The sequence below is a fragment of the Microcystis sp. M061S2 genome, assembly GCF_020245605.1.
GTDB lineage: Bacteria > Cyanobacteriota > Cyanobacteriia > Cyanobacteriales > Microcystaceae > Microcystis.
On record NZ_JADBUP010000096.1, the window covers coordinates 1 to 13,407 of the forward strand.

Below are 13,407 nucleotides of genomic sequence, written 5' to 3' on the forward strand. Positions count from 1 at the left end.
CAAATACACGGCAGAAGTCGTCGACATGACAGAAAAGAGCTTCTAGACTAGACATAGATGGGTTGGGGGTGCTGAGTTTATATATTTTTCAGCTTACTAGCCCCCGCCTTTTCTTTCCTCCCTTATCCCGAACTGACGTTAGATAAGATTTATTGTTTCCCCGTCTTGGCTGTTTTTTTGTAACCAGTGCCACGCTTGCGGTAATGACCAAGGTTCCGATTAACAAAAGAACGTTTTCAAAGTTAACAATCTTCATCAAAAATTTATGCTGATTTTGCTTTCCTAAAAGTAATATACCATCCGCAGCCGGCCGCTAATATCGCACCAATAACCGCGCCATAAACTCCCGCAATCGATCCCCCTAGGGCCGCACCTCCCACCGTTACCACCATCAGGCGATCGGCTTTATCCCAAAATCGAGGGGAATCAGCACCCTCGTGATCAAGGGGGGATCGGGCTAATTTTTGGGCAGTTTTTACCCAATCTTGGCTAGGAATAACATCATTAATAAATAGGGACTCGAAATCTAAACTATCGGGAAAAGTGACGCTTAAACTTTTGGTGCGTTCTTGGTTAGCATAGGCTGCGTCTAACTCTTCGATCGCTTTTTTATAAGCTTTTTCTAGGGGGGGAAAATCCTTGACAAGTTGCCGCAATTGTGTTGCTGCCTGGGGTTGTTCTTCCCTTAATAATCGTTCAATTTCTTTGAGCGATCGCTGTAGATATTCTGGCAAGGGTTCAGTCTGCTGTGCGAGGGCGATTAGCAGCGCTTCAAGATCGATAATTGCTTTGGGGATTTCCATAAGTTAGTCCTGTCCAGTCAGGGTATAGGCTGCCCAATAGTAAGGATCACTGTATTCTGTTAGCTGATCTAGCCCTATTGTACTGCCTTCCTTTAAAATATTCGCCGCCCGCGCCTCCAGTCGATCGACCCATTCCATTAGGTCGGGAAGTTGTCCAAGTTGCTCGATCCAGTTAGCTAGTTGCTGCCAAGTGATATTTTTTAACCAATTTTGTGTATTTTTCAGAGCTAGGGCCGGGGATTCACCCGCTAATAATCTTTGATAGAAGTTAACCATAAACCAAGCGCTAGAAATCTCCTTCACCGGCCAGAGGGTACTGACCACATTAGTCGCACCGGCTGCCAAGAAAGCACTGACGAGGCCGACGTATTCGGTAGTAATGCCATCCTTGCCGGTGAGAGCGGTTTCACAGGCAGCCAGACAGACGAGACGGTAACTAGAGAGGTTGAGCTTGTTGATATCCCGGACAGTTAATAAACCATCGCTAAGGGCGATCGCAGACTCCTGGGGACGAAAAGAGTCATAAAAGCCGTGACCAGTGAAATGAAAGGTTTTATGGGCATTTTCGAGGGCGTTGCGGACGTTTTCCCGTGAGGCGTTTTCTGGGCTAATTCTCTGGCTCGGTTGCAGGATATGGCTAATAATCGCTGATTCCAGTTGGGCGAAATCCATGGGTTTTTGTTCCGTTTTGGGGTCTTCGACGCTGAGGAGGGGAGAATAGGAGGAATCGCCGGACTGGGGACGCAAACCGACCTGAGCAGAGGGGAGATAGGTGGCGGTGTATTTTTCGGGGAAGAGGGTATGTAGGGGGAAGCGGTGCAGATCCCGGTGGGGGATAAGAATCAGGGAATCAACGGAAACCGGCAAAGGTTCGAGAATTTTATCGATCTGTAAAATCCGCTTTAATTGGGCAAAACGGCTGTTAAGTGACAATCTCCAGGGGTGATTTTGTTTATTCTCGGTTTCTTTTTTACTGGCATAGTCAAGGTATTGTTTATCCCATTCAGTTAACCAAGTCCGAAACTGTCGCGCCAGTTGACGGCGTTGTTCTGGCTCGACAATGACGGGATCAGCCTCTGGGGTGATAATAAAGGTGGTGAGATTGTCCTCGCTGAGATACCAGTAAATAATCGCCTTATTCGGACCTGTCAGGCTTTGGATGGTGGCATAATCGGGACTGGTGGGGTTTTCTTGCCAATTATCGAGAATCCAAGTCAAACAACGATTTTTATAAAATTCTGCCTGTTCAATTGCGTCTAGGGGATGATTTTCCTCGATCAGTAAATCGATTTCTAGGTGACTAAAACTGCTGAATTTTGCCTCAAAAGCCGGTTTATCCCGTTTCTGGGCGCGTAGTCGGGTAAAAAGGTGGCGCCCCTGTTGTTGATAGAATCGCGCTTCAGGGATTTCCTGTAGGGAAAGATGAGCGCGGATCAATCCTTGCAGAATTTCTAAATGATCTTCGGGGAAGTCTTTTTCGCTGAGAATCGGTAAAGCGATTTGATAATGTCCGATTGCTTCGCGCCAATAGGGACTAGCTTTCTCTTTATACTGGGAATGTTCCAGATAAGCTTCCCCTAGATAGCGATAAATTTGCCCCCACGGAGGCGATCCTTGAATAAGGTGGGGAAGTGCCTCCCGGAGGGCGAAAATATGGGGTTCTCGGTCATTAAGGGCTACTATCGGTTTACGGTAAATGAGAGCTTCTAGACTAGGAGTAGAAATGCGATTTTTACTCAGAGAACAAACGGCCCACCCTCGGCCGTACCAAGCTTCATGCTTATCGGGTTTAAATTCTAAAGCGCGATCGTAGGATGCGATCGCTTCTTCAAATCTGGCTAAATCAGTTAACGCAATCCCTCGGTTGTTCCAAGCATCATGGTCATCGGGTTTAATTTCTAAAGCTCGATCATAGGATGCGATCGCTTCTGCCAATCTGCCTAAATTACCTAACGCAATCCCTCGGTTGTCCCAAGCTTCATGGTAATCGGGTTTAATTTCTAAAGCTCGATCGTAGGATGCGATCACTTCTTCAAATCTGGCTAAATTATATAACGCAATCCCTCGGTTGTACCAAGCTACATGGTCATCGGGTTTAATTTCTAAAGCTCGATCCCAGGATGCGATCGCTTCTGCCAATCTGCCTAAATTCTCTAACGCAACCCCTCGGTTGTTCCAAGCATAGTGGTAATCGGGTTGAATTTCTAAAGCTCGATCCCAGGATGCGATCGCTTGTTCAAATCTGCCTAAATTACCTAACGCAATCCCTCGGTTGTCCCAAGCTAGATGGTAATCGGGTTTAATTTCTAAAGCTCGATCGTAAGATGCGATCGCTTGTTCAAATCTGCCTAAATTATCTAACGCAAACCCTCGGTAGTTCCAAGCTTCATGCTTATCGGGTTTAATTTCTAAAGCTTGATCGTAGGATGCGATCGCTTCTTCTAATCTGCCTAAATTACCTAACGCAATCCCTCGGTTGTTCCAAGCTTCATGGAAATCGGGTTTAAATTCTAAAGCTCGATCGTAGGATGCGATCGCTTGTTCAAATCTGCCTAAATTCCTTAACGCAATCCCTCGGTTGTTCCAAGCTTCATGGAAATCGGGTTTAAATTCTAAAGCTCGATCGTAGGATGCGATCGCTTCTTCTAATCTGCCTAAATTAACTAACGCATTCCCTCGGTTGTTCCAAGCATAATAGTAATCGGGTTTAATTTCTAAAGCTCGATCCCAGGATGCGATCGCGCCGATAAAATCCCCATTGATTGCTTTCTGGTATCCTTGCTCAAACCAGAATTCGGCATCCTGAACCACTTCCGTTAAATCCGTCTCCTTTGAGCCTAGATTTTCCCCCTCCACACCGGAAACATCCCTCACCGCGTCGCGTAACTGGAGGCTAATCCGTTGGGACACTTCCCCCAGATTTCCCGTCATCACCTTGCCTAAAGCCGCCAGATTCCGCCCTAAAGTTTGATAATCTTCTGGATACCGTAGCCATTCCTCGCTTTTGACCTCTAACCACCGCGCCAGCTTTTTATCGTCACAATGGCGACTGTATAGCCATCCCCGTAACCCGTCGGTAGTGGTTCCCGCTGCCACCTGCTCGAATAACCCCATCAATATCCCTTCATATTCCCCATCGCTGGGTTCTGGAGGAGTATTTTTGACTTCTTTGGGGTTAATTGCCTTTGGACTGGCAATAAAGAGCGATTTTAGCCAATTCCAGAGCTTTTTTAGTAAGGATAGCATCGAAGAAAGGGGGAAAGGAGGATAAGGAAATTATATCTCTACTGCCGAAAGTCGTCCCTCTACCAGTTCAAATTCGTCCTCTAATAGCCAATTTTCCGCTTCCTCGACTTGTTTGTTCATCTCATGCCAGAAACAAATTCTTGTAAAGTAATTCCAGCAGTACGAATAAGACTACGAAGCGTACCTTTAGCCACTTCACGATGATCAGGAACAGAGAGTGTTACCTGTTCACCCTCCTTAACCATAATGATATGGCTTGCACTTTGACGCGCAACTTGCCAGCCAAAGGTTTCAAATATTCGGACTACTTCACGTCCGCTGAGAACAGGAAGAGCAGAGGACATGATTAGGCCATTACCTCTACTTGACAAGTTTCAATCGTGAGCGGTAGTCCACGTTCTGCACGAACTTCAAGGCAAGCGATAATCGCATCTCTGATATTTTCTAGAGCTTCTGCTCTCGTTTGACCTTGGCTGACACAACCCGGAATACTGGGGCATTCTACAACCCAAACCCCATCCTCGTCACGGTCAAGTGTTACAGTCAACTTCATAACTTCTCACTATAATCTCCCAGGTTATATTTTACCTATTAGGGTCTGAGTTGGTTAAGCGGCGATCGCTAATTCTTGCTAAACAGCATACAGAATCAGGGTTTTGAAGAAAAGCGGAAAGGAAGATAAGGAAATTATATCTCTACTGCCGAAAGTCGTCCCTCTACCGGTTCAAATTCGTCCTCTAGTAGCCAATTTTCCGCTTCCTCCTAACTCGCACGGCTCTCTTCTTCTTTGTCTGATCAGTTTAACTGAATGTAGTGATCGATCTTTGTGTCCTTTGTGCCTCTGTGGTTCCTTCCACTCTTCTTTGTCTGATCAGTTTAACTGAATGTAGTGATCGATCTTTGTGTCCTTTGTGCCTCTGTGGTTCCTTCCACTCCCTCGCCAGCAGGACTGTATCTTAGAATACATTTTAACCAGCAAACCTAAGAGAGCCTTCGCACCGGTGAATACCACATAGGGGTTTTCTGCATCGATCTAATTTTTTCTAGAATGGGGAGAAAAGTAATTGCCATCAATCCATGATTCAGAGTATCTCGTCCTCTTGGTTGTCTGAGTATTCCTCGGCAGTTGCCGCAGGAATTTGCGCTATTTTAGTCTTTTTTGGTTGGTTATGCCTACACCTTAATCTGATCGGCCCGGCTTTTATCCTACTAGCGATCGCATATGTGGTGGGAGGATACGAGAGTACCCAAGCAGGATTGACGACTTTATGGGAGGAAAAAGAACTAGATGTGGACCTGTTAATGATTGTAGCGGCCCTGGGGGCGGCGATTTTGGGACTCTGGGATAGTAATTACTATCTCATCATCGATGGAGCCGTTTTAATCCTGATTTTCGCCATTAGTGGCGCATTAGAACAGATTGCCATGGCAAAAACCGATCGCAATATTCGTTCTCTCATGGCGATGACTCCCGATACTGCTAGATTAATCACGGGAGATAGGGAAAAAGAGGTTCCTATCAAGCAATTACGGATAGGTGACACAGTTTTGGTCAAACCGGGTGAATTAATCCCCATTGACGGCATTATTATGGAGGGAAACAGTCCCATCAATCAAGCGCCAATTACCGGAGAATCGCTTCCCGTGGATAAAACCATCGGGGAAGAAGTCTTTGCGGGAACTCTCAACGGTGCGGGAGTGCTACGTTTAAAGGTGGAAACTCCCCCCGAAAGTCGCTTAATTGAGAGGGTGATTCGTTTGGTAGAAAAAGCACAAAATGAATCCCCTCCCTCCCAAGAGTTTATCGAAGGTTTCGAGCGGGGTTATGCGAAAATTATCGTGATTTTGGGCTTAATTTTCGGGATTTTACCGCCTTTTTTCTGGGGTTGGACCTGGGAAACCACTATCTATCGGGCCTTAATTTTTCTCGTGGTGGCTTCTCCCTGTGCTTTAATGGCCTCAATTATGCCAGCTTTGTTATCGGGTATCGCTAACGGGGCAAAACAGGGGATTTTATTCAAAAATGGCGCAAGATTGGAGATGATCGGCCGCATACGAGCGATCGCTTTTGATAAAACCGGCACTCTCACCCTTGGTAAGTTGCAAGTGGTGGAAATTATCCCTATCCATGCAGTCAGCGAAAATGAGGTGTTAGCGGTGGCTGCATCCCTAGAATCCTGTTCGGAACATCCCATCGGATCCGCTATTACCGCCACAGCCAGGGAGCGTGGTATAAATTTCTTCAGTGCTAATCAGGTGCAAGCGGTATCGGGACGGGGTATCACGGGAAAAATTGCCGATAAGTCGGTATCTGTGGGCAATTTTGCCTATATTCGTGACCATATTACTGATCTTGACCAGAATATTTTAGCTATGCGCGAACGTTTACAAAAAGAAGGCAGAACCCTCGTCTGGGTAGTACAAGAGAATCAGATAATCGGGGCGATCGCTGTTGCCGATAGCCTGCGGGAATCGGCAGTTAATCTGGTGAAGCAGCTAAAAAAGATCGGTATCGAACATATCGTTTTAATTACGGGTGATAATCAACAAAGTGCCGATCAAGTTGCTGAAAAACTCGGTATTGAGGAGGTTTACGCTGATTTACTGCCCGAAGATAAGTTAAGCGTGATCAAAAATCTGCAAGAAAAATATCACACTGTCGCTATGGTGGGGGATGGCATTAATGACGCGCCCGCTTTAGCTATGGCTAATGTGGGGATTGCCATGGGAAAAGCTGGTAGTGATGTGGCCTTGGAAACGGCCGATATTATCCTTATGTCCGATAATTTAGCCAAAATTCCCAGCGCAATTAACCTCGGTCGTCGTGCCAATCGCATCGTTAAACAGAATATCACTTTCGCCCTCGCGTTTATCGGCATATTGCTAATAGCCAATTTTGCCGGTGATATAACTTTACCTCTTGGTGTCATCGGTCATGAAGGATCGACGGTATTAGTGACTCTAAGCGGTTTAAGATTGTTCAAATAGGGATAAAAATACAGAGAACTATGGGCGAAATCCAGGCAATCCGAGGCACAAAAGATATTTTACCGGCGGAGGTCGGTTACTGGCAGTGGTTAGAGGAAACTGCCAGCAGAATTTTAGGGACTGCGCTGTATCAAGAGATACGAACTCCCATTTTTGAACAGACGCAACTTTTTGAACGGGGTATCGGGGAAGCGACGGACGTGGTGGGTAAAGAAATGTACACTTTCCTAGATCGCGGTCAACGTTCCCTGACTTTGCGACCAGAGGGAACGGCTGGGGTCGTTCGCGCCTATATTGAACACAAATTACAGGCCGCCGGAGGAGTACAAAGACTCTGGTATAAGGGGCCGATGTTTCGTTATGAACGTCCGCAAGCGGGTAGGCAGCGACAGTTTCATCAAATTGGGGTCGAATTGTTGGGAACTGATGATCCTAGGGCGGATGTGGAAGTAATTACCCTTGCCAGCGAGATATTAAAAGCTGTGGGGCTAGAAAACCTAAAATTAGACCTTAATTCCCTGGGAAATGCCCAAGATAGGCAAAATTATCGTCAGGCCCTACTAGATTATTTGACTCCCTACAAAGCTGATTTAGACGCGGATTCTCAACAGAGATTAGAAAAAAATCCCCTGCGAATTTTGGATAGTAAGGACGAGAAAACCAAGATTATCTGTAAGAATGCCCCCAGTATTCTTGAGCATATCGGCAGTGATTCTCAAAAGCATTTTGAACGGGTGCAATCTTTACTAACCGATTTGGGAGTTATCTATAATCTTAATCCCTGTTTAGTGCGAGGATTGGACTATTACACCCATACGGCCTTTGAAATTCAGTCCGATGATTTAGGCGCTCAAGCCACGGTTTGCGGTGGTGGTCGTTATGATGGTTTAATAGCTCAATTAGGCGGACCAGACACACCAGCAGTGGGTTGGGCAATCGGTTTAGAACGTCTGATTATATTATTACAACAAAAGCAATCTTTATCTTTTTTGGTTCCCGATTTTTATCTTGTCTCCAAAGGAGAAAAAGCTGAGGCCCGCAGTGTGGTGTTAGCGCAACAATTACGCGGATTGGGGTTTAGCGTCGAGTTAGACTTAAGCGGCAGCGCTTTCGGAAAACAATTTAAACGGGCCGATCGAGCTAAGGCCGTGGGCTGTATAATTTTGGGGGATGCTGAGGCTGAAAATGGCACGGTACAACTGAAATGGATGGCCACCCAAGAACAAATTAGTCTAACCCAAGCGGATTTACTGACACAAGCAGGGGAATTAAAAGCGCAAATCTCCCGGCACAAATACTAGGTTTTAGCGTCATGGCCAAACATTAGGCCTAGGCTAAGATTATGGAATTTATACTGCAAAAACAAGGGGAAAATCACGGACGCACAATTTCTACTAATTCCCTAGAAATTGTCTCGGGAAACTATCGTCTTTTGGCCCGTCTGGATTCTCCTTTTGCTCATATTGAAGTGCGTATCGATTACGAATCTCCCGAAAGTAGCGAACGATATACCCATTATTATCGATCAGATGCCGGGGGTTGGCTGGAAATTTTTTCCTATCGAGATTTAGGAATAGGTAGCTGGAATATTCGCTGTTATGGGGATATTCTGGCCGAATTAGGGGGGCAAGGTTGGCAAGAAATGTTAACTTTAATTGTTACTCCTGTTAAGATCAATTATCTGGCTCAATTAGAACAGTTAATTAAGACCGAAATTGAACCTTTCTTAGCACGAGAATCCTCTCTGGAGATGGTAAAATTAGAATTGGCCGATTTAACCAATAATTCCGCCTTTGTTTTTGATTTATGCCTACCAGAGGAAACAATGACCGCTAGAGAAGGGGTAACTCTAGAACTGCCGGAACCTGCTAATATGAAAAAGAGCCTTCAAAGTTTATCTAATCGCAGTTCTGCACCCCTACCCCCGAAAATATCTGGTTCTAATTCTCGCCGAAAATCACCGCAACTGCCCCCAATTCCTAAAAATAAATAACCTGATAGTATGTAATGATGAGGTGAGGCTGGAACTTAAACCTAAGATTTTTTCAAGAACTTCTGACGAATTCGCGAAATTAATAGGTCTAATTCAGGTAACTTCAATAACATCGCACCGAGGAGAAATAAACCCACCGCTACGGTCGAGGCAAAACCCAACTGTAACAATTGTAAGAAAATATTACCAGCACCGAAAACCTTTTCCCAACCCCAACTAGCACCCCAACTACCAACACCAGAAAGCATTGTAATTACCGTTAATCCCAATAAGGATAAACCCCATTCTCCCAAGGGTAAACCCCCTAAACGACGATTTAAAATCACCGTAAAAATGCCCATAGAAAAGATATTAACCCCCACGGTTGCTAAAACAATCCCCGGAGTACCAAAAGGTTTATACAAGAGGAAATCCAGCACACCATTAAGAAAAATATTCACCATACTCACCTTAAAAGGAGTTTCGCCATCACCCAAAGCATAGAACACTCGTACTAAAACATCCCGGCCGAGATAGAAAAACATCCCGAAACCGTAGGCCATTAATACGGGAACCACCTGTTCCGAGGCAGCCAGATTAAAAGCACCCCGTTGATAGATAACTCGCACTACAGGGAAAGCGAGGGCGATAAAGATAGCGGTGAAGGGTAACATGGTTAAAGCCGTCAATAATAAACCCTGACGGATTCTTTGCTTCAATTCTCCCCAATTTTCCGGTTCCGTCAGTCGAGAAAATATCGGCATAAACGGCACGAGAATCATGTTGGACATGATGCCCAAGGGCGTGAGAACGATAAAACTGGCGTAACGCATGGAAGCGGCGGCATTTTCGATAAAAGAAGCGAAAAAGAGGTCAGTATAAACGTTAATATGCAACATTCCTGAAGATAAGGTCGCCGGAATCATCACCCGCAACACCTCCGACACCCCCGGTATCCGCCAATCCCAACGAAATGTTAATTTTCCTAAACCTGCCTTGACTTGTGCGCCCACTTGTGCTAACCATTGCCAGATCGCCCCGATGAGAGTACCGCCGGCGAGGACAAAACCCCCCAGTTGAATGTATTGCGGATTATCAATGCGATCGCCAAGTGACCAGGCCAGCAAACCCACCCCAATAATCACCGCCAAACTGGAAAAAAGCGGACTGAGACTCGGTAGCCAGTATTGATCCGCCGCATTGAGAGTACCGAAACCGATGCCGATTAAACCGGCTAAAACCGCCATGGGGGCCATAATTTGCAGTTGTTGAATGGCCATGGCACGGGTGGCGGCATCTAAACCGGGAGCGAGAACATCGATAAAAATATTGGCAAAAACGATTAAAAAGACGGTGACAGTTAATAAAATCGCGCTGACTAGGGTGGTAATAGTCTCGACAATCGGCGCGGACTCGGATTTATCCCTTTTGGCCAAAACACTGACCAAAGCGCTGTGAAAAGGGCCGTTAATACCACCGAGGAGAATTAACAGAAAACCGGGGATAACGTAGGCAAAAGCGTAGGCGTTCACCACTGGCCCGACACCGTAGGCAGCGGCGATTACCTGTTCGCGGACTAAACCAAAAACCTTACTGATTAAGGTGGCAACGGCGACAATTCCGGCAATACCGGCTAAGGAACGGGTAGCTTTCTTAGTAATGATGACACCTCGAAAGAAAACAACTGCATTGATTGATTCTACCCGTTTCTGTGTTCCCGCAGAAACGCGATCTCTAGTTGTCAAATTTAATTTGACTGGAGTGTATAACACCCATTTCCCCACAGACATCCGTATAATACCAAGGGCCAACCGAACCATAAATATTGATGGTTCTACGTTCTCTGACTGAACAGATGATATTGCCATTGGGGGACGTTCTCACATTTGATGGTGGAGAAAACACTGTTGCCGCAGCGATTCTTGATGTAGATTGAGAACTATCGAATCTGTAACTACACACCACCTCTAGCATTGTTTGAGTCGCTTGAGAGCGGGGACGATGAATTTGTCTTTCGGGAAAAGTCGTCCAAGTTCCGTTATCACAATTAGCTTGGCTAACCAGTCGTTGATTTCCTAAATAATAAACAAAGTCAACACTACGCGAACTAGCCGGAACAATCGAACATAAATCGATGTTAACGCTTTTTCCCGTCACAGCAGTTCCGGCAAAGTAATTACAAGTTTGAGCCAAAACTATATTCGGTTTTGCCCATGGAGCACCGACTACCATTGTTAAAGATAGACTAGAAATCAAAATAATTGTTTTCATGGTTGATTTTACATTTTCTGGAGGCTTTTTATGAGATTATTTTATACTTTATAACTAGGTAGGTGTTAAAAATTTTCAGACACCTCCCTTAATAAGCTATCCATTATTCAGATATTTCTTAACAAAAAGAGAAGAAACTAAAAAAAGGGAAACGATTGATAGGTATAGTTTTGAATTGGCGAAGTAATTGGTTGAAAGGGGTTTACTTTTTAGCTAAGTCTCTCAAAGCGGGAATAGTCGCCATTCAGCAGTTACCAGTCAATCAAGATACCAAATCCGATTTATAAGAGATGATTTTATTAGTGCTTGGTCGCCACACTTGCTCATCAGCCTATGATAACGGGATTTGTTGCCCAAGTTCTTAAAACCGACCTGAAGTCTGTTATATTTTCTAAGAAAGCCGTGCGCTCCTACAGCAGGGCATTATTCTGTAGGAGCGCACGGTCTGGACAACCCCTGAGATAACCTTTTCTGTACCACAAACGCGGGATATCCCTCCGCAACACCTAAAAGGAGAATCTGATGTTCAAAATCGATACTTGCTGTACTCTAGTACCCTACTTTGAAGTACAAGAAGGAAAAATTGCTGCGTTCAAGGAACTAAGCCCCAAGTTCATTGAGAGAACCCGCACCGAAGAGGGCTGTATCCATTATGCTTTCTCGTTTAGCGGTAATATTGTTCATTGCCGCGAGGGTTACGTCGATGCTTCCGCAGTTCTTGCCCACCTACAAAACGTCGGGGAACTGCTAGACGAACTTCTCAAAATCGCCAAGATTATTCGCCTAGAAGTTCACGCTCCCGCTTCCGAAATCGAAAAGCTGCGGGAGCAATTGGCTTCTCTTAACCCTCAGTTTTTCGTTCTCGACGAAGGTATTCGCCGCACCAGCGAAGCCTAACCCCGAACTGACAGAAAACGGATGCCCTATTCCCGTCTCGAAACGCACCGGATTACTTCTTTCTCCGGCGAGTTTGTCTTGCGCCCAACTATTAGAAGGATTGAGGGACAATTAAACTTTCAGTACATATCGACCATACGAGAAAAAGCGGGAGAAGAGGAGATAAATGGTAGCGAATTTCCACGTTCCTCCATTTTATTACTGAAAGTAGAAACGATTGAAATCGTCAATTTCCACTTATTTTGGGACTGACATCACCCTGAGACTCCGAATATTCTGAAATTAGCAAGTAAACACGGCTTCCCAATTTCAGGAAAAAATTATGAATCTACGTTCTGTCAAGACTATCCTATTAGGCGGTATGTCCCTGTTGGTGGCAACTTTGCCCAGCCTCGCTCAAATTCCAATAGAGCCGATCCTTCTGACTACTGCTACTCGCTTCAATTGTGGTCCCCACTTAGAAACATATATAGTTCGTTCGCTAGATAACCGACGGGGAACTGGGATTCGTTGTGTCAAATTCAGTAAAGGACAGCAAGGCTCAAGCATTCCCCGTCTGTCCTGGTACGGGGAAGGAACCTGGGAAGGGGCTACCTACCGCCATCTGGGACAGGCGATTGACCGAGGCAGAATGTTGGTCGGGTTCGCGTCCGACATTCACGGTAACGGGGAGGATGCTAACTTCAACTATCCGGGTAATCTCGAGATCCGAACGGTCAGACCAGGAGTGATTCGGGTGACTGGGGCTTGGAATGAGGAGTGGCGTTTGGCTTCCTCCGTTAACTACAACCCCCTACCCCGTCCCAAAACCTGCGGTAGCCATTTCAATCAATATCAGGTAACTGATTTGACAGGTGGGCGCAGAGGCAAAGGTCTGCGCTGTATGCTGAAAGAAGGTCCAGCCAACACAACCTGGTTCGGTAACGGGGATTGGGATGGCAACACCTATTCCCACCTGGGGACTCGCGGAAAGAACGGCTACGGGGCCGCAGATATCTGTCCACCTGAGCGAGTCCATGCCACTATTTTCGGAACCATCTGCAATAACTTCGACTACGGTTCTCTTACTTTCACCCCTACGGGCAGTGGCTTCAATAGACATCTCCAAAAATTTGTAAGTCAGTCACAGCAAGGAAGACAGGCAGATTAGACCAAGAGTCAAAATTAGCTCTAAAAACCGATTAATCAGGGTTTTAAGAGACAAAATCGAATTTTGACGGAAAACTATGG

11 protein-coding genes are annotated in these 13,407 nt (G+C 45.6%); 5 read left to right on the plus strand and 6 right to left on the minus strand.

The features are described 5' to 3' along the window. Positions 1-263: 263 nt before the first annotated feature. From IM475_RS16435 to IM475_RS16450, 4 genes are all read right to left on the minus strand, one after another. Positions 264-803 (minus strand): hypothetical protein, encoded by a 540-nt coding sequence (locus tag IM475_RS16435; protein WP_287728303.1) that lies wholly within the window; start codon positions 801-803, stop codon positions 264-266. A gap of 3 nt (positions 804-806) precedes the next feature. Next, positions 807-4,049: a CHAT domain-containing protein gene (locus IM475_RS16440; protein ID WP_287728305.1), complete on the minus strand. Its 3,243-nt coding sequence runs from the start codon at positions 4,047-4,049 to the stop codon at positions 807-809. Between the two features lie 116 nt (positions 4,050-4,165). Next, complete coding sequence (locus tag IM475_RS16445) at positions 4,166-4,393, minus strand: type II toxin-antitoxin system HicA family toxin (RefSeq protein WP_104398028.1); 228 nt, start codon at positions 4,391-4,393, stop codon at positions 4,166-4,168. Between the two features lie 2 nt (positions 4,394-4,395). Then, positions 4,396-4,602, minus strand: a complete 207-nt coding sequence (locus tag IM475_RS16450) for a type II toxin-antitoxin system HicB family antitoxin (RefSeq protein ID WP_008198193.1) — start codon at positions 4,600-4,602, stop codon at positions 4,396-4,398. Between the two features lie 524 nt (positions 4,603-5,126). Here IM475_RS16450 and IM475_RS16455 point away from each other — a divergent pair. From IM475_RS16455 to IM475_RS16465, 3 genes are read left to right on the plus strand one after another with little or no spacing between them, the layout of a single operon-like run. Then, positions 5,127-7,037, plus strand: a complete 1,911-nt coding sequence (locus IM475_RS16455) for a heavy metal translocating P-type ATPase (RefSeq protein WP_287728306.1) — start codon at positions 5,127-5,129, stop codon at positions 7,035-7,037. 20 nt (positions 7,038-7,057) lie between these two features. Then, a complete protein-coding gene (gene hisS / locus IM475_RS16460; RefSeq protein WP_287728309.1) occupies positions 7,058-8,338 on the plus strand; it encodes a histidine--tRNA ligase in 1,281 nt (426 codons plus the stop codon). A 41-nt stretch (positions 8,339-8,379) separates the two neighbouring features. Continuing rightward, positions 8,380-9,030: a hypothetical protein gene (locus IM475_RS16465; RefSeq protein WP_287728311.1), complete on the plus strand. Its 651-nt coding sequence runs from the start codon at positions 8,380-8,382 to the stop codon at positions 9,028-9,030. A 41-nt stretch (positions 9,031-9,071) separates the two neighbouring features. Here the strand turns inward: IM475_RS16465 and murJ are convergent, their stop codons facing one another. Both murJ and IM475_RS16475 read right to left on the minus strand, forming a co-directional pair. Continuing rightward, positions 9,072-10,799, minus strand: coding sequence for a murein biosynthesis integral membrane protein MurJ (gene murJ, locus IM475_RS16470; protein WP_287728312.1), 1,728 nt, complete (start codon positions 10,797-10,799; stop codon positions 9,072-9,074). Then, complete coding sequence (locus IM475_RS16475) at positions 10,744-11,280, minus strand: hypothetical protein (protein WP_287728313.1); 537 nt, start codon at positions 11,278-11,280, stop codon at positions 10,744-10,746. The genes murJ and IM475_RS16475 overlap by 56 nt, the downstream gene beginning before the upstream one ends. A 522-nt stretch (positions 11,281-11,802) precedes the next feature. Here IM475_RS16475 and IM475_RS16480 point away from each other — a divergent pair. After that, entirely contained in the window at positions 11,803-12,177 is a 375-nt protein-coding gene (locus IM475_RS16480) for a putative quinol monooxygenase (RefSeq protein WP_287728314.1), read from the plus strand. Between the two features lie 322 nt (positions 12,178-12,499). After that, complete coding sequence (locus IM475_RS16485) at positions 12,500-13,327, plus strand: hypothetical protein (RefSeq protein WP_287728317.1); 828 nt, start codon at positions 12,500-12,502, stop codon at positions 13,325-13,327. The last annotated feature ends 80 nt before the right edge of the window (positions 13,328-13,407 follow it).